19 protein-coding genes are annotated in these 21,097 nt (G+C 71.1%); 9 read left to right on the top strand and 10 right to left on the bottom strand.

The window, feature by feature from the left end; translation table 11 throughout:
* Positions 1 to 5: 5 nt before the first annotated feature.
* A complete protein-coding gene (locus tag JX005_RS03085; protein ID WP_214465917.1) occupies positions 6 to 836 on the bottom strand; it encodes a phosphotransferase in 831 nt (276 codons plus the stop codon).
* 85 nt (positions 837 to 921) lie between these two features.
* Between JX005_RS03085 and pcp the strand changes: the two genes are divergently transcribed.
* On the top strand, positions 922 to 1,560 hold the full coding sequence (gene pcp, locus JX005_RS03080; protein ID WP_214465916.1) for a pyroglutamyl-peptidase I: 639 nt from the start codon (positions 922 to 924) through the stop codon (positions 1,558 to 1,560).
* Positions 1,561 to 1,575: 15 nt separating this feature from the next.
* On the opposite strand, the gene ispG is transcribed toward pcp, so the two are convergent.
* Positions 1,576 to 2,727, bottom strand: a complete 1,152-nt coding sequence (gene ispG, locus JX005_RS03075) for a flavodoxin-dependent (E)-4-hydroxy-3-methylbut-2-enyl-diphosphate synthase (RefSeq protein ID WP_214465915.1) — start codon at positions 2,725 to 2,727, stop codon at positions 1,576 to 1,578.
* A 98-nt stretch (positions 2,728 to 2,825) separates the two neighbouring features.
* On the opposite strand from ispG, the gene JX005_RS03070 reads away from it, so the two are divergent.
* Both JX005_RS03070 and JX005_RS03065 read left to right on the top strand, forming a co-directional pair.
* Positions 2,826 to 4,061: a low temperature requirement protein A gene (locus JX005_RS03070; RefSeq protein ID WP_214465914.1), complete on the top strand. Its 1,236-nt coding sequence runs from the start codon at positions 2,826 to 2,828 to the stop codon at positions 4,059 to 4,061.
* 130 nt (positions 4,062 to 4,191) lie between these two features.
* The gene (locus tag JX005_RS03065) at positions 4,192 to 6,144 is read left to right on the top strand and encodes an anthranilate synthase family protein (RefSeq protein ID WP_214465913.1); all 1,953 of its coding nucleotides are present in this window, start codon (positions 4,192 to 4,194) and stop codon (positions 6,142 to 6,144) included.
* Positions 6,145 to 6,323: 179 nt separating this feature from the next.
* Here JX005_RS03065 and JX005_RS03060 read toward each other — a convergent pair whose 3' ends face one another.
* The 3 genes from JX005_RS03060 to JX005_RS03050 all read right to left on the bottom strand — a co-directional run bounded on the left by JX005_RS03060 (position 6,324) and on the right by JX005_RS03050 (position 9,371).
* Entirely contained in the window at positions 6,324 to 7,574 is a 1,251-nt protein-coding gene (locus tag JX005_RS03060) for an RNA polymerase sigma factor (RefSeq protein WP_214465912.1), read from the bottom strand.
* Entirely contained in the window at positions 7,571 to 7,939 is a 369-nt protein-coding gene (locus tag JX005_RS03055; RefSeq protein WP_214465911.1) for a YciI family protein, read from the bottom strand. Before JX005_RS03055 ends, JX005_RS03060 begins: the two co-directional genes overlap by 4 nt.
* An 82-nt stretch (positions 7,940 to 8,021) precedes the next feature.
* Positions 8,022 to 9,371: a M50 family metallopeptidase gene (locus tag JX005_RS03050; protein ID WP_214465910.1), complete on the bottom strand. Its 1,350-nt coding sequence runs from the start codon at positions 9,369 to 9,371 to the stop codon at positions 8,022 to 8,024.
* 80 nt (positions 9,372 to 9,451) lie between these two features.
* Between JX005_RS03050 and JX005_RS03045 the strand changes: the two genes are divergently transcribed.
* The 3 genes from JX005_RS03045 (at position 9,452) to JX005_RS03035 (ending at position 12,655) form a co-directional block, all read left to right on the top strand.
* Entirely contained in the window at positions 9,452 to 10,033 is a 582-nt protein-coding gene (locus JX005_RS03045) for a hypothetical protein (RefSeq protein WP_214465909.1), read from the top strand.
* A 104-nt stretch (positions 10,034 to 10,137) separates the two neighbouring features.
* Complete coding sequence (locus JX005_RS03040; protein ID WP_214465908.1) at positions 10,138 to 10,902, top strand: DUF1775 domain-containing protein; 765 nt, start codon at positions 10,138 to 10,140, stop codon at positions 10,900 to 10,902.
* 100 nt (positions 10,903 to 11,002) lie between these two features.
* Positions 11,003 to 12,655, top strand: coding sequence for a Mur ligase family protein (locus tag JX005_RS03035; RefSeq protein ID WP_214465907.1), 1,653 nt, complete (start codon positions 11,003 to 11,005; stop codon positions 12,653 to 12,655).
* A gap of 158 nt (positions 12,656 to 12,813) precedes the next feature.
* On the opposite strand, the gene dxr is transcribed toward JX005_RS03035, so the two are convergent.
* Together dxr and JX005_RS03025 are read right to left on the bottom strand one after the other, a co-directional pair.
* Positions 12,814 to 13,905, bottom strand: a complete 1,092-nt coding sequence (gene dxr, locus JX005_RS03030; protein WP_214465906.1) for a 1-deoxy-D-xylulose-5-phosphate reductoisomerase — start codon at positions 13,903 to 13,905, stop codon at positions 12,814 to 12,816.
* Positions 13,906 to 13,925: 20 nt separating this feature from the next.
* Entirely contained in the window at positions 13,926 to 14,882 is a 957-nt protein-coding gene (locus JX005_RS03025; RefSeq protein ID WP_214465905.1) for an FKBP-type peptidyl-prolyl cis-trans isomerase, read from the bottom strand.
* A gap of 186 nt (positions 14,883 to 15,068) precedes the next feature.
* On the opposite strand from JX005_RS03025, the gene JX005_RS03020 reads away from it, so the two are divergent.
* On the top strand, positions 15,069 to 15,785 hold the full coding sequence (locus tag JX005_RS03020; protein ID WP_246533518.1) for a lysophospholipid acyltransferase family protein: 717 nt from the start codon (positions 15,069 to 15,071) through the stop codon (positions 15,783 to 15,785).
* Here JX005_RS03020 and JX005_RS03015 read toward each other — a convergent pair.
* Positions 15,754 to 16,257: an OsmC family protein gene (locus tag JX005_RS03015; RefSeq protein WP_214465903.1), complete on the bottom strand. Its 504-nt coding sequence runs from the start codon at positions 16,255 to 16,257 to the stop codon at positions 15,754 to 15,756. The genes JX005_RS03020 and JX005_RS03015 overlap by 32 nt on opposite strands.
* A gap of 51 nt (positions 16,258 to 16,308) precedes the next feature.
* On the opposite strand from JX005_RS03015, the gene JX005_RS03010 reads away from it, so the two are divergent.
* A complete protein-coding gene (locus JX005_RS03010; RefSeq protein ID WP_214465902.1) occupies positions 16,309 to 17,298 on the top strand; it encodes an asparaginase in 990 nt (329 codons plus the stop codon).
* Positions 17,299 to 17,354: 56 nt separating this feature from the next.
* A complete protein-coding gene (gene ald / locus JX005_RS03005; RefSeq protein ID WP_214465901.1) occupies positions 17,355 to 18,470 on the top strand; it encodes an alanine dehydrogenase in 1,116 nt (371 codons plus the stop codon).
* A 26-nt stretch (positions 18,471 to 18,496) separates the two neighbouring features.
* Here ald and JX005_RS03000 read toward each other — a convergent pair whose 3' ends face one another.
* On the bottom strand, positions 18,497 to 19,324 hold the full coding sequence (locus JX005_RS03000) for a serine protein kinase RIO (protein ID WP_214465900.1): 828 nt from the start codon (positions 19,322 to 19,324) through the stop codon (positions 18,497 to 18,499).
* Between the two features lie 187 nt (positions 19,325 to 19,511).
* Entirely contained in the window at positions 19,512 to 21,095 is a 1,584-nt protein-coding gene (locus tag JX005_RS02995; protein WP_307858481.1) for an APC family permease, read from the bottom strand.
* Between the last annotated feature and the right edge of the window lie 2 nt (positions 21,096 to 21,097).

The raw sequence follows: 21,097 nt of genomic DNA, 5'->3' as shown, positions 1-21,097 counted from the left end.
GGCGCTCACTCCAGCGCCTCGGCGATCATGCGATGCCCCTGCTGCTCGAACTCCTCATCGCCCACCTGGAACGCCCACACCGCGGTCGCGACCGCCTCCCGCAGGCGCACGAGCCGCCAGTGCCGGGGAGTCCGCGGGTCGGCGCCGTACCCCTCGAAGAACGCGCGCTCCGCATCCGGGTTGGCACGCCACTCCCGGGCGGCCAGCCGCGCGAAGTCGGTCGCGGCCGCGCGGAGCGCGAATCGACCGAAGTCGATCACCCGCAGAGTGCCCTCGTCGACGAGCCAGTTGCGCGGCTGCCAGTCGCCGTGCGTCGGCACCGCGGGAGGAGGATCGACGGATGCCTCGGCCAACGCCGCGCGCAGCGTGACCACGGTTGCGGGATCGATGCGATGCGGTGCGTCGAGCCACTTCAGCGTCGACGCCCTCGCGGCTTCCTCGGCTTCGGCGCCGTCGACCGACGCCTGGTCATGGAACTGCCGGAGCAGCTCTCCCGCCTGCCGGTGCAGGGCGGGGTCGGTCGCCGCCGGCGTCGGCCCCGCGAGCACGCCGGGGAGGTGATCGACGACCAGGATGCGCCGGGCGGCGTCCGCGAAGCGCAGGCGCGCGGCCCGGCCTTCGGCGACCCAGACATCCGTCGCGCCGTCATGGGCCTGCAGCTCTCGCAGGATGTGGTGGTTGGCTGGGCCGCCGGCCTTGACCACGTACTCGCCGCCCTCGGTCCGGATCCGCAGCACGACCGTGTCGGTCTGGCCCCAGCTGAGGTCGTCCTCGATCGTGAAGCCGGGAAGCCACGTAGCCAGCACCGCGGTCTGATCCGGGGTGAGGGCGGGCACCGCCCGAGTCTAGCGGCGGCCCATCGTCGCCCCCGCCGCCCGCGCGAGGCAGCCCACGCATCGTCTGGACCGTAGCCTTGGACGGGTGACGACGATCCTCTTGACCGGTTTCGAGCCGTTCGGCGGCGACCCCGCGAACCCCTCCGGCGAGGCGGTCGGCATCGTCGCGGCGCGCTGGAGCGGGCCGGAGACGCTGATCACTGCTGTCCTGCCGGTGACCTTCGACGGCGCCGCAGCGCGACTCACCGAGCTCGTCGCGGAGCACTCGCCCGATGTCATCCTCGCAACCGGCCTCGCGGGCGACCGCGGCACGATCTCCGTCGAGCGCATCGCGGTCAATCTCCTCGATGCGCGTATCCCCGACAACGCCGGCGCGCAGCCCGTCGACGTGCCGAGCGTCGCAGGCGGCCCGGCCGCCTATTTCGCGACGCTGCCGGTCAAAGCCATCGCGCGCGACATCGCGGCAGCCGGCATCCCATCGGCCGTCTCGCATTCGGCAGGCACGTTCGTGTGCAACCACGTGTTCTTCACCGCGCTGCACGAGGCCGGCGTCCGCGGCGCGCGCGCCGGGTTCATCCATGTGCCGTGGGCTGCCGAGCACGGCGGATCAGCGGATGCCTCGTCCCTCCTGCTCGCCGACATCGCGAGCGCTCTGGAGATCGCGGTCCGCACGAGCCTGCGGGTGCACGAAGACCTCGCGGTGACCGCCGGCACGCTGTCCTGACGCGTGCCGGGGGCGTCAGGTCGTGACGACCTGAGCCGTGCCGAGCGGCGCGTCCGGACCCATCTCCGCGGCGATGCGGTTCGCCTCTTCGATGAGGGTCGCGACGATCTGCGCCTCGGGCACGGTCTTGATGACCTGGCCCTTCACGAAGATCTGCCCCTTGCCGTTGCCGGACGCGACGCCAAGATCGGCCTCGCGGGCTTCGCCGGGGCCGTTGACGACGCAGCCCATGACCGCCACGCGCAGCGGGACCGTCATGTCCTTCAAGCCCTCGGTCACGTTGTCGGCAAGGGTGTAGACGTCGACCTGTGCGCGGCCGCAGGAGGGGCAGGACACGATCTCGAGCTTGCGCTCGCGCAGGTTCAGCGACTGCAGGATCTGGTGGCCGACCTTGACCTCTTCGGCGGGCGGCGCGGAGAGCGACACGCGGATCGTGTCGCCGATGCCCTCCGACAGGAGGATGCCGAACGCGGTGGCGCTCTTGATCGTGCCCTGGAACGCCGGGCCGGCCTCGGTCACCCCGAGGTGCAGAGGCCAGTCGCCCCGCTCGGCGAGGAGGCGGTAGGCCTTGACCATCACGACGGGGTCGTTGTGCTTCACCGAGATCTTGAAGTCGTGGAAGTCGTGCTCCTCGAACAGCGACGCCTCCCAGACGGCGCTCTCGACGAGGGCCTCGGGCGTCGCTTTGCCGTACTTCGCGAGGATGCGCTTGTCGAGCGAGCCGGCGTTGACACCGATCCGCAGTGAGACCCCCGCGGCCTTCGCTGCGGCCGCGATCTGCCCGACGTTGCCGTCGAACTCGCGGATGTTGCCCGGGTTCACGCGCACCGCGCCGCAGCCGGCGTCGATGGCGGTGTAGATGTAGCGCGGCTGGAAGTGGATGTCGGCGATCACGGGGATCTGGCTCTTCATCGCGATGATCTTGAGCGCGTCGGCGTCGTCCTGGTGAGGCACGGCAACACGGACGATCTCGCAGCCGGAGGCGGTGAGCTCGGCGATCTGCTGCAGGGTGGCGTTGATGTTGGTGGTCTGCGTCGTCGTCATCGACTGGACGCTGACGGGGGCGTTGCCGCCGACGAGGACCTTGCCCACACTGATCTGCCGGGTCTTGCGGCGGGGGGCGAGGACTTCGGGGACCTTGGGCATCCCGAGATTCACTGCTGGCACGACCTCCAGCCTACGCGGGGTGGCCACGCGGGGGCTGGCCGTCGCCTGAGCGCTTGCCTGGACGCCGCCGTCCTGCTAGGCGGGTGTACCTTTCCCGCATGAGTCTGAGCCACCGCGTGCGGCGCATGACCGGACGCGACCCTCACGAGGCGCACCGCGCGGCGACGCCGTTGGAGCTGCTGTTCGACCTCACGTTCGTGGTCGCGTTCTCGCAGATCTCGTCGCAGGCGGCCCACTACCTGGAAGTGGACCACCTGGCCGCAGCTCTGATGGGCTTCGCCTTCGGAACCTTCGCGGTCACCTGGGCGTGGATCACCTACACCTGGCTCGCTTCCGCGTACGACACCGACGACGTCTTCTTCCGGGTGGCGACACTCGTCATCATGGTGGGTGTCCTCGTGGTCGCCCTCGGCGTGCCGGACGTCTTCTCATCGATCGAACACGGCGAGCACTTGGACAACAGCGTGATGGTCGCCGGCTACGTCATCATGCGCATCGCGACGGTGGCGCTCTGGCTGCGCGCTGCACGCCACGACGAAGCGCGCCGCAGGACATGCCTCGCGTACGCGATCAACATCTCCATCGCGCAGGTCGGGTGGATCGCGCTCATCTTCCTGACCCTGCCCGTGGGCATCACCCTCGTCTTCACCACGCTGCTCATGCTCCTCGAGCTGGCCGGCCCCTTGTTCGCCGAACTCCGCTTCGGCCGCACACCCTGGCACGCGCACCACATCGCGGAGCGCTACGGCCTCCTGGTGATCATCACGCTGGGTGAGGTGATCCTCGGCACGATCCTCGCGATCTCGGCGGTCGTCACCGTGCAGGGATGGAACCTCGAGACCGCACTGGTTGCCTTCGGCGGCACCGCGCTCGCCTTCAGCATGTGGTGGATGTACTTCGCGATCCCGTTCGGAAAGGTGCTCGGGCAACACCGCGAGCGCGCATTCGTGTGGGGCTATCTCCAGATCGCGCTGTTCGGCTCGCTGATCGGCGTGGGTGCCGGGCTCCACCTCGCCGCAACCGTGATCACCCACGATGCGCATGTCGACGCCACGTACGCGATCCTGACGATCGCGATCTCCGTGTTCGCGTTCGAGACGCTGCTCCTCGTCCTCTCCACCCTGTTGGTCAGGGCATTCAATGTGTTCCAGGTGTGGCTGCACGTCGGCGCGTTCGCCGTGCTCGTGGCGGGTGTCGCGGCGGTCGCCCTCGGAGCGTCCCTCGGGGTGGGCATCATCCTCGTCGCGGCGTCGCCCGCCATCGCGGTGGTCGGCCCCGAATCCGTGAGCAGGCGGCGTGCAGTCGGCGTCAGCCGGCACGCACCGCTGTGGTAGGTTCGGCGCATGTCCGCGACCCTCACCTGGTGGCTCACCGCATAGGCGGTGGGTTCGCGCGACCTCAGACCGCCCCTCAGGGCGGTCTTCTTTTTCGTAGGGCGACCGCCCCCACGACGAAAGACCGATCATGACCGGGCCCGCTCCCCTCTCCCTCCGTGAACTGGCTGCGCGAGGCATCCCGTTCGCGCTCATCGCCCGCGACGGCGCGACCGTCGAGGTCCTCACCGGCGAGGTGATCGACGTCGCCCTCCTCGCCGATATCCCGCTGCTCGACGCATCGGGCACGCCGCGTGAGGTGCTCGCCCTGGTGCCGTTCCGCCAGGTCACCGAGCGCGGCTTCGAATGCCATGACGACGGCGCGCCGCTGCGCTGCCTGGTGGTTTCGGAGCGCGGCGCGCTCCCTCGCGACGACGTGCTCGCGCAGCTGCCCGGCGAGACGGTGCCGCTCGAGGACGCCGGCTTCGACATCGCCGACGAGGCCTACGCCGACATCGTGCGCCGCGTGATCGCCGACGAGATCGGGCGCGGCGAGGGCGCGAACTTCGTCATCCGCCGCGACTTCACCGCCGCGGTCGGAGTGGAGCCCGCCACCGCGGCACTCACCTGGTTCCGCGCGCTGCTCGAGTACGAGCGTGGCGCGTACTGGACCTTCGCCGTCGTCACACCGGGCCACGTCGCGGTCGGCGCGAGCCCCGAGGCTCACGTGAGCGCGCAGGACGGCGTCGTGACGATGAATCCCATCTCGGGCACGTTCCGTCATCCCGCCGGCGGCGCCACCCCCGAGACGCTCAGCGAGTTCCTGGAGTCGACGAAGGAGACCGAGGAGCTCTTCATGGTCGTCGATGAGGAGCTCAAGATGATGAGCGCCGTCTGCTCGGATGGCGGCCGCATCACCGGTCCGCACCTGAAGGAGATGTCGCGCCTGACGCACACCGAGTACGTGCTGCGCGGGCGCAGCCGCCTCGACCCGCGCGACATCCTGCGCGAGACGATGTTCGCTCCGACCGTGACCGGCTCGCCGATGCAGAACGCGTGCACGGTCATCACTCGACACGAGCGCACTCCGCGCGGCTACTACTCCGGCGTGGCCGCCCTGTTCACGCCCCGCCCGACGGTGGCCGACGGCGAGCCGACCCACGATCTCGACGCCCCGATCCTGATCCGCACGGCCTACCTCGAAGGCGGGCGCCTGCGGGTTCCCGTCGGTGCAACGCTCGTGCGCCACTCCGACCCGTACGGAGAGGTCGGCGAGACCCACGGCAAGGCCGCCGGCGTGCTCGGCGCGATCGGCGCGATTCCGCGCGACCCCGCCCCGCTGCTCGCCGCTGAGGTTCCCGCCGCCGCATTGTCCGCCGCCATCGACGAGGACGCTCCGGCTGCCGAGCCGCGGCGGCTCGCCGACGACCCCGAGATCGCCGCCCTGCTGGGCTCGCGCAACGCGCGGCTCGCCGGCTTCTGGCTGAACCCTCAGGAGACCGGAGAGCCCGGACCGTTCGCGGGCCGGTCGGCGCTGGTCGTCGATGCCGAGGACCGCTTCACGACGATGCTCGCCCACCAGCTGCGCCACCTCGGCCTCGACGTGACCATCGTTCCCTGGAGCGACGTGACCGACGACCAGCTCGACGAGGCCGAGCTCGTCGTGTCGGGCCCCGGTCCGGGCGACCCGCGCGATCCCTCGAACCCGCGTCTGCGCCGCATGCGCGAGGTCGTCGCCCGCCGGCGGGAGGCACGGCGCCCGATCCTCGCGGTCTGCCTCAGCCATCAGATCCTGGCCGACTCCGTCGGCATCGACCTCGCCCCGCTCGCCGCGCCGCACCAGGGCCTCCAGAAGACCGTGGACGTGTTCGGGATGCCGGCATCGATCGGCTTCTACAACACGTTCACCGCGCGCGTGGCGGCCGGGGTGGCCGAGGTCGGCGAGACGGAAGTGGCCGCCGACCCGGCGACCGGCGACGTATACGCGCTCCGCGGACCCGGCTACGCGTCGGTGCAGGGTCACCTCGAGTCGATCCTGTCGCGCGACGGCATGACCACGCTCGAACGCCTCGTGTCGCACGCGCTGACGCCGCTCGCGCGGTGACGCGTTTCGTCTCGGTCGCTCCGCTCCCTCGCTCAACGACCCGGGACTCCGTCGGTCGTTGAGCGAGCGCAGCGAGACGAACGCGTCACGGCCACCCCGGGTCGTTGAGCGAGCGCAGCGAGACGAAACGCCACACCATTCCCCCGGGTCGTCGAGCGAGCGCAGCGAGACGAAACGCGTCACCCCTCGATGCGCGCCGCGAGCAGCCGCCTCTCGGCCTCGTTCGCGGTGTGCTCGAGTGCGCGCAGGTCTGCGGCGAGCGCGTCGTCGTCGCGACCCAGGTCGCGCAGGAGCGACGCGCGCACCGCGTGCCACAGGTGGGAGCGAGCCAGCGCGTCCTCGAGTGCGTCCACTTCGGCGAGCGCAGACTCCGGCCCGTCGATGCGCGCCAGGGCGACGGCGCGATTGAGCCGCACCACCGGTGTCGGGTCGTACGCGAGCAGCATGTCGTAGAGCGTGAGCACCTGGAGCCAGTCGGTCGCCGCGGCGCTCGAGGCATCCGCGTGGCACGCCGCGATCGCGGCATGCAGCTGCCAGCGCCCCGGCCGGCGCAGCCGTGCCGCGCGTTCGAGAGCCGCGCGGGCCTCGGCGAGCAGCCCGGCGTCCCACCGCGAGCGGTCCTGGTCGGCGAGCAGCACCAGCTCGCCGTCGACGGCGCGCGCGGACTCGCGGGCCCGGTGGAACAGCAGCAGGGCGAGCAGCCCCTGCGCCTCAGGCTCGCGCGGCAGCGCCTGCGCGATCACACGCGCGAGCCACACAGCGTCGTCGGCGAGATCGCGGTCGGCCGCGGCGTCCCTCCCCGCCACCAGATGGGCTTCGCTGTACATGACCGACACGATCGCCAGCACGATGTCGAGCCGCTCGGCCCGCTCCGGCCCTTCCGGGACGCGCAGCGGGATGCCCGCTGCGCCGATCTTGCGCTTGGCCCGCACGATGCGCTGACCCACCGCGGCGTCGGCGCTGAACGTCGCGCGAGCGATCTGCGCGGTGGTCAGGCCGCAGACCGCCCGCAGCGTCAGCGCGAGCTGCGCGTCGGGTGAGAGGGCAGGGTGGCAGCATCCGAACAGCAGCGGGAGGCGCTCGTCCGCTTCCGGCGGCTCGCCCGGCTCGGAATCGGGCCTGGACACGACCAGAGGCAGCTTGTCGCGGAGGCCCTTCTCGCGGCGCAGGCGGTCGAGCGCGTTGTGCCGCGCGGCCTGCGTGAGCCATGCCTCGGGCTTCGGCGGGATCCCGCGGACACGCCACGCCCGCAGCGCCTCCTCCACGGCCTCGGCGACAGCCTCCTCGGCGACGTCGAGACTGCCGAACGACCGGGTCAGGGTCGCGACGAGTCTGCCGGACTCCTCACGCACCACGCGCGCGAGCAGGAGATCGGATGCCGCGGCCCGGCCGTGCGCATCGCGCGGGGTCGCGGCATCCGATGTGCTCACTGCTCGAACTGGCTGTAGTCGACGACCATCGGGCGCACCTCGACCGCGACTCCCGGCAGATCGAGAGCGGGCCAGGTCTTGGCGATCGCGATGGCCGCATCGAGATCGTCGGCGTTGATCACGCTGAACCCGCCGACCACCTCCTTCGCCTCCGAGAAGGGGCCGTCGGCGACCACGGGCCCGTCACCGCCGTGCTTGACGGTCGTCGCCGTGTCGGGCGGCTGCAGCTCGGCTCCCGAGTCGTCGATGTGCTCGGCGTGCTCGCCGAACCACTCGTAGATGCGGTTGTAGACCTCCTGCGCCCGCTCGGGCGGAACCGCTCCGTCGAGCTCGGGAGTGCTGGTGAACATCAGGACGTACTTCACGGTCGTGGTCCTTTCGTCAGTGGAACCGTTTCATCCCCACAGCGAACGGACAAGACCGATTTCGACAGGTCCTGGAAAATCGTTACGGACCGAACAGCGAGACCGGGTTCACGATGTCGGTGAGGATCAGCACGGCACCCATCGCGATGAGCGCGACCACCACGACGAAGGTGACCGGCACGAGCCGGGTGGCATCGACGGGCTTCGGCGGCGGGCGGTGGAAGACCTTCGCCCAGATGCGCTTGATGCCCTCCCACAGGGCGACGGCGATGTGCCCGCCGTCGAGCGGCAGCAGCGGGATGAGGTTGAAGACGAACAGCGCGATGTTGACCGCGGCCAGGAGCTCGAGGAACCCGGCGACCCGGTTCAGCACCGGCGCATCCGCCGCGGCCACCTCGCCGGAGAGTCGACCGGCGCCGACGATGCTGAGGGGTCCGTTGGGGTCGCGCTCCTCCCCCGTGATGAGGGTGGCGCCGGCTTCCCACACCTTGACCGGCATCTGCCACACGATCCCGGCGACCGCCCCGACGCGGTCGAACGCCATCTGCGGCGCGATCCAGATCGGCTCGCGCAGATAGGCGACCTCCTGGCGGATCCCGGCGATGCCGATCCGCTCGGTCTGCGGCTCCCCGTCGTCGTCGAGAACCGGCCGGCCGCGCTCGTCGGTGACGGCCTGCTCGACCGGGGACGGGGTGAGCGTCAGGACGCGCTCCGTGCCGTCGCGCTCGACGGTGACGGCGATCGCCTGACCGGGCGACGCCTGGATCAGGGCAGCGGCCTCGGCGAAGGTCGAGATCGGCTCGTCGTCGATGGCCACGATGACGTCGCCGGGCTGCATCCCCGCCGCCGCGGCGGGCGCGCGCGGGTCGGAGACCTCGCACGTCGTGCGGTCGGAGCCGGGCGGGATGATGCACTCGCTGACGCTGGAGACCGTGGTGGTCGCCGACTGGATGCCGATGCCCGAGAGCAGGATGGCGAAGAGCACGATCGCGAAGAGCAGGTTCATGATCGGCCCGCCGAGCATGATCACGACGCGCTTCCACACCGGCAGCTTGTAGAAGACGCGGTCGTCGTCCTCGCTGAGGAGCGTCTCGTCGTTGGCCGCGCGCGCGTCCTGCACCATCGTGGCGAAGAACCCGCCACCCGCCCGGCCGGAACGGTGGCCGGATGCCGCCGCCGACAGCTCTTTCGGCGAGGGAGGGTACATGCCGGCCATCGAGATGTACCCGCCGAGCGGGATCGCCTTGACGCCGTACTCGGTCTCGCCGATGCGGCGCGACCACAGCGTCGGGCCGAAGCCGATCATGTACTGGCCGACGCGCACGCCGAACTTCTTGGCGGGCCACAGGTGGCCGAGTTCGTGGAGAGCGATCGACACGGCGAGGCCCACGACCATGAGGACGACGCCGATGACGAACGCGAGAGCTTCCACACCCACACGGTACCCGCGTCGGCCTTTGAGTTGGCCGTGACCGCACGCGCGCTCCCCTAGGCTCTGGGCAGGAGGATCCCGTGACCCCACGCCACGTTCGCGCCCTGCGAGGCGCCGCGGCCGCGTGGATCGCGACGATCATCGCGGCGACCTCCCACACCCTCGCCGGCGGAGGCGCCCCGTCGCCCGTGCTCGTCGGCGTGCTGGGCATCCTTGCGTCGCCCGCGGCGATCGCGCTGATCGGCCGCCGGCTCTCGGCGTGGCGCGTCGGTGCCGCCGTGGTGGCGAGCCAGGCGCTGTTCCACGTCGCGTTCGCGATGACCGCCGGCGTCGACCCGGCCGGGCTGCGCGGCCACGTCCACGACCTGCGGCTCGATGGCGGGGCTCCGTCGGGAGGGCTCCTGCCCGACGGCGCCATGCTGGCGGGCCACCTGGTCGCCGCTGCGGCGACGCTCCTCGTCCTCTACTTCGGTGAGCGGATGCTGCGTGCCCTGGGCCGCGGCATCCGCTCAGTGCTCCGTCGCGCCGACGCGCCTGTGGTCATCGCGGGGGTGCGTGCGCGCGCCGCTTTCAGCGGTGGAGTGCTGCACCACGCCGTCGGCATCGTCCTCTCCGACGTTTCGCGGCGGGGCCCGCCGTCTTCCGTCTTCGCGGCCCTCTGACCGCGGCATCCCACCGGTCCCGCACCCGACGCGCGAGGACCGATGTCTCCTGCACCCGCGCGAGGCGGCGATCGCACGCCCGCGCCCTCTGACGAAAGACGAACATGACCACCTCCCGCACCACTCCTTCCCCTATCCGCCCCGCACGTCGTGGCATGCGCCTCGCCCTCGGCGCGGCCGCCGGCCTCGCGCTCGCCGTCGCCGCGCCGCTCGCCGCCTCGGCGCACGTCCACGTCGATCCGGGCACAGCGTCCGCCGGCTCGACCGAGACGCTGACCTTCGCCTTCTCCCACGGATGCGACGGCTCCCCCACGACGGCGCTCGTCATCGACATCCCCGAGGGCGTCGGCAACGCGACGCCGATCGTGCAGGGCGGCTGGACCATCTCACGCGACTCGGGTGCTGACGGCATCCCGACCCAGGTCACCTTCACGAGCGACACCCCGGTGGAGGACGGCCTCAAGGCCACCGTGTCGATGGACGTGCTGTTCGATGAGTCGGCCGCCGACACGCAGCTGGCCTTCCCCGTGACGCAGATCTGCGCCGAGGGCGAGACCGCCTGGGCCGAGATCGCCGAGGAGGGACAGGACCCGCACGACCTGGAGTCCCCCGCGCCGGTCGTCGCGGTCGGTGAGGTCGGATCGGCGGACGACGCTCACGGGCACGCCGCGGCCGACGGCGGGAACGTAGGGGCGGACGGCGGGGATGCCGCGTCGACGGATGCCCGATCGACGGATGCCGGAGACGCCGCCTCGACGGACGCGGATCCCGTGGCTCGCTGGCTCGCGGCAGGCGGCCTCGTCGCCGGCCTTGCGGCGCTCGTGATCGTGCTCGTCCGCGGGCGCGTGGCGAAGGCCGACCGAGGCTGAGCCGACGGGGAGGGCGCCGGTCCGCCGGCGTCCTCCTCGGCCGGCTTCGGCTGTGGAGGGGCGTGGGTTCACGCCCTCCGGATGAGAGGATGGTTGCGCCATGCCGACCGACGCGCCTTCGAACCTTCCCCCCGTCCTCCGACCGGACGCGCCGCCCGTTCACACCCTCGACGAACTGGCCGCACGCTTCGGCGTCGAGGTGCGCGGCGAGACCGCCGGCGTGACGCTCACAGGCGTGACCCTCGCGACCGCCGACCTCCGCCCCGGCGACGTCTTCGTGGCGGTTCGCGGCGTCAACCGGCACGGCGCCGAGTTCGCCACCACCGCCGCGGGCAAGGGCGCCGTCGCCGTCGTCACCGACGCGGCCGGTGCCGATGCGGCCGCCGAGAGCGGGCTTCCCGTCGTGCTCGTCGACGACCCCCGGGGCTTCCTCGGCGACCTCTCGGCGTGGGTGTACGGCACCGGACGCGACGACCGCCTGCCGATCCTCTTCGGCACGACCGGCACGAACGGCAAGACGAGCGTCTCGCACATTCTCGAGGGCATCCTCGGACAGCTCGGTGCTGTCACGGGACTCTCCTCGACGGCCGAGCGCCACATCGCAGGACAGGTGATCGTGTCGCGGCTGACGACGCCCGAGGCCTACGAGATGCATGCGCTGCTGGCCCTCATGCGCGAGCGCGGCGTCGAGGCCGTCGCTGTCGAGGTCAGCGCGCAGGCCCTCAGCCGCCGCCGAGTGGACGGCATCGTCTTCGACGTCGCCGGTTTCACCAACCTCACCCACGACCACCTCGACGACTACGCCGACATGCGCGAGTACTTCGAGGCCAAGCTGCCGCTGTTCCTGCCCGACCGGTCTCGTCGCGCCGTGGTGTGCGTCGACTCCCAGCAGGGCGCCGAGGTCGTCGCGCGCAGCCAGGTGCCGACCGTCACGGTGGGAACGCCCGCGCTGGCATCGGATCCGGATGCCGCGGCCGACGCCGACTGGGTCGTCGAGATCCTCGACGAGCGCCCGGTGGGCACCGAGTTCCGCCTCACCGCACGCGACGGCCGCAGCCTCACGACGCTCGTCCCCGTGATCGGCCGGCACATGGCGGCCAACGCGGGCCTCGCGATCGTGATGATCCTCGAGGGCGGCTACGCGTGGGAGCGCATGGTCGACACCCTCGACGGCAGCCGCATCGAGGCCTACCTGCCCGGGCGCACCGAACTGGTCTCCGGCGAGACCGGTCCCGCGGTGTACGTCGACTTCGGCCACTCCCCCGACGCCTTCGAGAAGACGCTCGCCGCCGTCCGCAGGGTCACACCCGGCAGGGTCGTCATGCTGTTCGGCGCCGACGGCGACCGCGACGCGACCAAGCGTCACGACATGGGGCGGACCGCGGTCGAGGGCAGCGACATCCTCGTCGTCACCGACCACCACCCCCGGCACGAGAACCCCGACTCGATCCGCGCGACGCTGATCGAGGGCGCGCGTCGCGCGCAGCCCGACGGCGAGATCCTCGAGTTCTCGCCTCCCGAGCGCGCGATCCTCGAGGCCGTCGCCCTCGTCGGCGAGGGCGACGCGATCCTCTGGGCCGGACCCGGACACCAGGACTACCGCGACATCCGCGGCGTCCGCACGCCGTACTCCGCGCGCGAGCTCGCTCGTCGCGCCCTGCGCGATGCAGGGTGGCCCGTGCCCGAGCCGCACTGGCCGGTGCCCTACCCCGCGGACGAGACCCCGGCGTCCGACCCCGAGCGCCCGGCGTAGCCGGCGCGCTGACGCGTTTCGTCTCGCTTCGCTCGCTCAACGACCCGGCACGGGCGTGCTCTGCCTAACGACCGGGCGCGTCAAGCCCCCGTTGAGTGTCCAGGACGCGCCGTCGCGAGCGCAGCGCGCGCGGCGCGTCCTGGACGCTCAACGAGGAGTCAGTCGGCGGATGCCGCGGCGATGGCACGATCGGCGGCCTCGCGGGCCCACCGCTCGGCCTCAGCGAGCGACTCCCGCGTCAGCGCGTCCGGCGCCTCGTGCGCCTCGACGACCCGCTCGACGGTGTCGACGATGCCCGTGAATCCGAGGCGGCCCTCGTGGAACGCGTCCACCGCCTGCTCGTTGGCGGCGTTGAACACCGCGGGGAAGGTGCCGCCGGCCCGGCCGACGCGCTTCGCCAGGCGCACGGCGGGGAAGGCAGTCTCGTCGAGCGGCTCGAACGTCCACGACGCCGCGGCCGTCCAGTCCAGCGGGCGCCCCACGCCGGCGACCCGGTGCGGCCAGTCCAGGCCGAGCGAGATCGGCAGCCGCATATCGGGCGGCGACGCCTGCGCGATCGTGGACCCGTCGGAGAACTCCACCATCGAGTGCACGATCGACTGCGGGTGCACCACGACGTCGATGTCGGCGTAGGCCACGCCGAACAGCAGGTGCGCCTCGATCACCTCGAGGCCCTTGTTGACGAGCGTCGCCGAGTTGGTCGTGACGACCCGCCCCATGTCCCATGTCGGGTGGGCGAGTGCCTCCGCCGGGGTCACGCTCGCGAGCGACTCCCTGGTGCGGCCGCGGAACGGCCCACCCGAGGCGGTCAGGACCAGCCGCCGCACCTCGGACCGGTCGCCCGAGCGCAGCGCCTGCGCGATCGCGGAGTGCTCCGAGTCGACGGGCACGATCTGGCCAGGCTGCGCGATCGCCGTCACGAGGTCGCCGCCGACGATCAGCGACTCCTTGTTCGCGAGCGCCAGCGTGCGCCCGCGCTCGAGCGCCGCAAGGGTCGGGCCGAGGCCGACCGACCCGGTGATGCCGTTGAGCACCACGTCGGCCTCGACATCCCGAACCAGCTGCTCTGCCTCGACGGCGCCGAGCGCGATGCTCTCGACCCCGAACTCGTCGGCCTGCGCCTGCAGCGCCTCACGCTGAGACCCCGCCGACAGCCCCACGACTTCGAAGCGTCCGGGATTGGCCCGGATGACATCGAGTGCCTGGGTTCCGATCGAACCGGTCGAGCCGAGGACGAGGACGCGCCGCATCGGATCAGCCTAGCGACCGACTATTCGGCGGCGGCGTCCGCGTGCTGCGTGGACAGGATGTCGATCACGAAGACGAGCGTCTTGCCCGCGAGCTCGTGGTCGCTCTCCCCCGCCTCGCCGTACGCCTGGGCGGGCGGGATGACGACGAGCACCTGCGAGCCCACCGGCTGGCCGACGAGCGCCTCGACGAAGCCGGGGACGTAGGTGTTGCCGGGCAGCGAGATCGGCGCGCCCTTGCTCCACGAGTCGTCGAACGTCTCGCCCGTCTCCCAGTCGACGCCGTAGTACTGGAGGGTGGTCGTGTCGCCCTCCGCGACGACCTCGCCGTCACCCTCCTTGAGGACGGCGACCTCCAGCTCGGTCGGAGCGTCGGCATCGGGGATCGTCACCGACGGCGTGCCGTCTTCGGCGAGTTCCACCTCGGGCATGCCTTCGACGGGCTCCTGCGGCTCACCCCATGCGGCGGTCGGCGCGATTCCGAGGACATCGAGGACCCAGACCAGTGCGGGTGCCTGTTCGGTCGCAGGAACCGCCATGACGATCCGCGATCCGACGGTGGCGCAGCCGAAGAACTGGTCCGCGCCGGATCCGACGGTCACCGGAGCAGGCGGGATCTCGGAGTCGTAGCCGCTCGCCTCGAGGACCTCGCCGGTCGACGCGTCGAAGATCGTCGCAGCGTAGTTGACCAGCGAACCCTCTTCGATGGCGTCGCCGTCGCCCTCGACGATGACGGTGCGCTCTGCGCTGGCCACCTCGAGAGGACTTTCGAATTCGGCGGATGCCTCGGCCCCGACCTCACCCGAAACGGTGACGCTCTCCGACACGTCCCCGGACGGTGCGGCGACGGAGCACAGATCGGCTCCGGCTCCGGTGCCGGACGGCGTGGGGGTTGCATCGGGCGTGCCGCCGGCGCAGCCCGCGAGCAGAACCGCGGAGAGCGCGGCGACGGACAGGGCGGCGAGCGGGCGAATGCGCACGATGAAACCTCGAGTCGATAACAGGGGAACCCCCATCCTCCCGCATCTTTCCTCTGTCTGCGCTGGGAAGGCGCTATGCCGATACCGGAATGGAATGGGGAGTACCCTCGACGGGTGACTTCCGACCTGGTGCCCGAAGCGGACGAACCGTCCGCCGTCGCACCCGCGGAGGCGGATGCGACCCGCATGGGAGCGACGTACTTCCTCGGCCGATTCGTGCTCACTCCGCTGGCGCGGGTGGTCTACCGCCCCCACATCGAAGGCCGCGGCAACGTGCCCAAGAGCGGTCCGGTCATCTTCGCCAGCAACCACCTGTCCTTCCTCGACTCGATCGCCATCCCCGTCGCCGCGCCGAGGCCGGTGCACTTCCTCGCGAAGGCGAGCTATTTCGACGGGACCGGGGTCAAGGGCTGGGCCTCCCGCGAGTTCTTCACCGCGATCGGCGCCATTCCGGTGCAGCGCGGGGCCGGCCAGGCCGCACTCGACGCCCTCGATCAGCAGCGCGTGCTGCTCGAGCAGGGCAAGGCCGTCGCGCTGTATCCCGAGGGCACGCGCTCGCTCGACGGCCGCCTCTACAAGGGCCGCACCGGGGTGGCATTCCTCGCACTGCAGACCGGCGCTCCCGTGGTTCCCGTGGGCCTCGTCGGCACCGACGACGTCATGCCCGTCGGCGCGAAGCGCCCTTCACTGCAGCACCGCGTGACGGTGAAGTTCGGCGAGCCGCTCGACCTGGCCCACCACGGCCCCGCGACATCGGGCAAGGCGCGGCGTCTGGCGACCGACGACATCATGAGCGCCATCCACGCGCTGTCGGGCCAAGAGCTTGCGAACGCCTACAACGAGGCGCCCGCCCAGAACCCGATCGAGCGCATCAAGCAGGTCCTGCCCCACGAGCGCCGCTGACTCCGGCGACCTCGATCGTCGGCTCATGGCGCACCGGGAAGTTCACGGAGTTGGCGATGAAGCACCAGGCGTTGGCCTGAGCGTGCGCGGCGGTCGCGGCATCCACCATCGACTCCTCTGTCACCGTCACGCGCGGCCTCAGCACCACCTCGCGGAACGCGCCCCCGCCGCGACCGTCTTCCACCATGACTCCGGAGGCGTCGTCCTCATAGCCGACCACGACGACCCCCGCCTGAACGCACGCGTGCAGGTAGGACAGCAGGTGGCACTCGCTGAGCGACGCGAGGAGCAGATCCTCGGGGTTCCACCGCGACGGATCGCCCCGGAAGGGCTTGTCAGCGGATGCCAGGACCGTTGGCTTGCCGTCGATGTCGAGCGTGACGGCGCGGTCGTAGTCGCGGTAGCCCGACGTGCCGGTGCCCCGGTCTCCGGTCCACGTCGTCCGGACGGAGTATCGATGCTCTCCCCACATGTGCACAGTCTGTCATGCAGTGGCGACGGGCCACGGCGGTAGGCTGGCGGGGTGCCGCAGACCTTCGCCGCAGCCGACGCCGTCGAGCTGGCCGTCGTCGACCGCAGTGGCTTCGTCGAGTCCCGTCACGCCGGAATCGCGATCGTTCTCGCGCCCGACGGCACCATTCACACCAAGCTCGGCGACCCATCTGCGCTGATCCTCCCCCGCTCGAGTCTCAAGCCCCTCCAGGCGCTCGCGTGCCTGTCCGCCGGCGCTCCGCTCGAGGGCGAGCGCCTCGGCCTGGCCACGGCCAGCCACTCCGGCACCGACCGTCATGCGGCGGTCGCCCTCGACATCCTGCACGCCGCCGGCCTCGGCGAAGACGCACTGGAGTGTCCCCCCGCTTGGCCGGGCGACACGGCCACGCGCGACGAGCTGGTGCGCGAGCGCGCCGAGCCTTCGCGCATCCGCATGAACTGCTCGGGCAAGCACGCCGCCATGCTGCTGGCCTGTGTCACGAACGGCTGGGATCCCGCCGGCTACCTCTCTCCCGGGCATCCGCTCCAGCTCCACGTCCGCGAGGTCGTCGAACGGCTCCTCGGCGAGAAGACCGCCGCCACCGCGATCGACGGCTGCGGCGCCCCGGTGTATGCGACGACGCTGTTCGGCCTTGCGCGGGCGATCCACCGCATCGGCAACTCGTCACCCACCTCGCCTTTCGCGCTGCATCGCAGCGCCGGCACCCTCGTGCAGGCCGTCCGCGAGAACCCCTGGACGATCGACGGCCCCGGCCGCCCTGACACCGTCGTCAACGAGCAGCTCGGCGTCTTCGCCAAGGGCGGAGCCGAGGGCGTGATGGTCATGGTGGCTCCCGACGGCACGACCGTCGCCCTCAAGATGCTCGACGGCAGCGGCCGGGCGGCGACGGCGGTCGCGCTGCGGCTGCTCGAGCGCGCGGGCGCCCTGGCCGCGAGCGAGGTCGCGGCCACCATGCAGAAGCTTCCCCTGTCGGTCTCCGGCGGCGGGCAGGATGTCGGGGCGATCCGCCCCGCTTTCTAGAGGCGCTCCCACAAGGAGCCCGAGCGCTCCAATGGCGGAGCGGAAAGGATCACACGATGAGGATCAGCGTCCCCACCGAGGTGAAGAACAACGAGTACCGGGTCGCCCTGACGCCCGCCGGCGTGCACGACCTCGTCGCCGCAGGCCACGAGGTGTTCGTGCAGCGCGGCGCCGGCATGGGTTCGTCCATGCCCGACGAGGAGTACGCCGCGGCCGGGGCGACTCTGCTGGACGACGCGGCCGAGGTGTGGGCACGCGCCGAGCTGCTGCTGAAGGTCAAGGAGCCCATCGCGAGCGAGTACGCGTACTTCCGCGACGACCTCGTCCTCTTCACGTACCTTCACCTCGCCGCCGATCGACCGCTCACCGAGCGGCTGGTGGACGACCGCGTGACCGCGATCGCGTACGAGACGGTCCAGGTCGCCGGCGGCGGGCTGCCGCTGCTCGCCCCGATGAGCGAGGTCGCCGGACGCCTCGCGCCCACCGTGGGGGCCGCGACGCTCATGCGCTCCGCCGGTGGACTCGGCCTCCTCATGTCGGGCGTCCCGGGCACCCGCCCGGCGCGCGTCACCGTCATCGGCGGCGGTGTCGCCGGAGCGAACGCCGCCGTGATCGCCGTCGGCATGGGCGCCGACGTCACGGTGTTCGACACGAACGTCCAGCGCCTCCGGTACCTCGACGACCACTTCCAGGGCCGCATCAAGACGGCGGCATCCAACCCGTTCGATCTCGACAAGGCGGTCGTCGACTCCGACCTCGTCATCGGCTCGGTGCTCATCCCCGGGGCCAAGGCGCCGAAGCTCGTCACGAACGAGATGGTGTCGCGCATGCGGCCGGGCAGCGTGCTCGTCGACATCGCCGTCGACCAGGGTGGCTGCTTCGAGGACACGCGTCCCACCACGCACGCCGACCCGACCTTCCCAGTGCACGGAAGCGTCTTCTACTGCGTCGCGAACATGCCCGGTGCCGTGCCGAACACGTCGACTTCGGCCCTCACGAACGCGACGCTCCCCTACATCCGCCAGATCGCGCGCCGCGGCTGGCAGGAGGCGCTGCGGGCGGATGCCGCGCTCGCGGGCGGCCTGAACACCGTGGGCGGCCGCGTGGTCAATGCCGGTGTGGCAACGGCACACGGCCTCGAGCTCGCGCCCCTGGAGTCCGCGCTCGCCTGATTCGCCGACCGACCTCGTCGGCCGGCTCACCAGAGCTGGGCGACGAGGTCGGCGAAGAGCGCCTCGGCATCGGCGTCCACCCCGTGCCGGCGGAACCACGTGCAGACGTTGACGACGTCGCGGTGCAGGTAGTCGACGCCGCTGGGATTGGCGGCGAGATCGACCAGCTGAGGCAGGTCGATCACCATCACGCGACCGTCACGGACGAGCAGGTTGTACGCCGACAGGTCGCCGTGCGCGTGCCCGCTGCGCGCGAAGGCTCCGAGGATCGCGACGACCTGGGTGAAGGCATCCGCGTACTCGTCTGTCGTGAGCCGCGCCTGCGCGAGCCGCGGCGCCGCTGTGCGCCCGTGTCCGATGAACTCCATCAGCAGCTCGGTGCCGCTGAGCTGCACCGGGTACGGGACGGGGATGCCTGCCTCCCAGGCCGTGCGCAGCGCGGCGAACTCGCTCGATGCCCAGTGGGCGGCGGCCACGGACTTGCCGTACGAGGACTTTCCCGCGACGGCGCGCGCGTCGCGGGTGTTGCGGAGCCGACGGCCCTCCTCGTACTGATGCGAGCGCTGGAAGTCGGAGCGATCCGGGGTGCGGTAGCGCTTGGCTGCCAGCGCGGAGCCGTCCTGGCCCGGGACGGCCCGTTCGAGCAGGAAGACGTCGGCTTCCTTGCCGGTCTTGACGATGCCGAGCTCGGTGTCGAACGCCGCCGCCGATGTCTCGAGCCAGGCGGGATGCGGCAGAGGGCCGCGCTCGGTGGGCGATGATGCCGGCCAGGTGGACCAGCGCTGGCCCGCGCCGGGCTCGGCGTCGAGGAACTTCAGGGAATCGGCGGACGCGCCGAAGGGGTCGAAAGCCATGGGGCGATGCTCCGGAAGACGGAGACCGCCTGCGATGTCAGTCGGCGGTCTCGAAGGAAGGGAAGCGGACAGGGCGCGCTACAGGAACGGCCATCACGGAACTCCCTTCTCGTCGTGGATCGGTCGCCGTCATCCTAGGGGGACGATCCGGTGACTCTCCAGAGGCGTTACCGGATCGTCGCCGGAATCAGGCGAGTCCGCCGTCGATCGAGCGACTGTAGTCGGCCGGATCCTCGGGGACCAGCACCGGCGTGTCGCGGTTGAGGCTCTCCCCGCGGAAGAAGGGCTTCGACCGCGGGAAGAAGAACCACAGGAACATCAGCAGCACGCCGAACGCGAGCGCGCCGATGCCCATGACGAAGGTGCCCCCGATGCCCAGGAGCACCGTGTAGCCGTAGTCCACGTCGTACATGTCGATCGCCGACTGGACGAATGCGTACGTCAGCATGAGCGCGCCGAGGAGCGGGAAGAGGAACCGGTAGAAGAAGTTCCTCGCCGACGTGAAGAGCTCGCGACGGAAGTACCAGACGCACGCGTACCCGGTGATGGCGTAGTAGAACGCGATCGCGAGGCCGAGGGACAGGATCGAGTCCTGCAGGATGTTGTCGCTGATGAGCGTCATGCCGACGTAGTAGATGATGGCGACGATGCCCATCACGAGCGTCGAGAACGACGGGGTCTTGTAGCGCGGGTGCACGGTGGCGAACCGGCGCGGGAGAGCCTTGTACGCGGCCATCGACAGCGTCCCGCGGGCCGTCGGCAGGATCGTGGTCTGCGTCGACGAGATCGCCGAGATCATCACCGCGACGACGAGCACCCACCCCAGCGGGCCGAGCAGGCCGTCCTTGATCCCGAGGAAGAAGTCATCGGCATTCGCCTCGTTGCCCAGCCCGGTGCCCGTCTCTCCCAGGCCGGCGTACATCATCGCGGCGATCGTGACGCCGACGTACGTGAACAGCAGGATGACCGTCGTGAGCAGGGCCGCGCGGCCGGGGATGCGCTTGGGGTCCTTGGTCTCCTCGTTGAGCGCCAGGCACGTGTCCCAGCCCCAGTAGATGAAGAGCGCGAGCAGGATCGCCTCGACGAACCCACCCCATTCGGTGAAGGCGAGCGGGTTGAACCACGACCAGTCGAACGGCGTCGGGTCGGGCGCTGACCCGTCGAAGAACTGCCACAGGGCCGCGACGACGAAGATCGCCAGCGCCGCGTACTGGATCGCGAGGAGGACGTTCTGGATGCGCTCGCCGATCTCGACGCCCCGCCAGCTGACCCACGTCATCGCGGCGATGAACACGACGCCGGTCGCGGTGACGAGCGGCACGTTCTCGGAGAGGAGGGCGTCTTCGGACGAGCGGACCACGCCGTCGATCAGCGCCCAGAAGTAGATCCCGGCGATCTGGGCGAGGTTGGCGAGGACGACCATGCCGGCGACTGCAACCCCCCATCCGCCGAGCCAGCCGACCCATGGTCCGAAGGCCTTGGTGGCCCACGTGAAGGTCGTGCCGCAGTCGGGCACCGCGTTGTTGAGCTCGCGGTACGCGAAGGCGATGAAGAGCATGGGGATGAACGCGATGACGAAGGCGATCGGCGCCTGTGCGCCGACGGCGAGCACCACGAAGCCCAGCGTCGCGACCAGCGAGTAGACGGGGGCGGTCGAGGCGAGGCCGATGACCGTCGATCCCCAGAGTCCCAGTGTCCCCGTGGCGAGTCCCTTTCCTTCCGGTCGCCGGAGGTTGATCGGGGTCGTGGGCGCAGGCGGGGTTGTAGGCACAC

Source organism: Microbacterium flavescens (assembly GCF_018588945.1).
In the GTDB taxonomy this organism is placed as follows: domain Bacteria; phylum Actinomycetota; class Actinomycetes; order Actinomycetales; family Microbacteriaceae; genus Microbacterium; species Microbacterium flavescens.
This window is presented reverse-complemented; position numbering and strand designations above follow the sequence as displayed.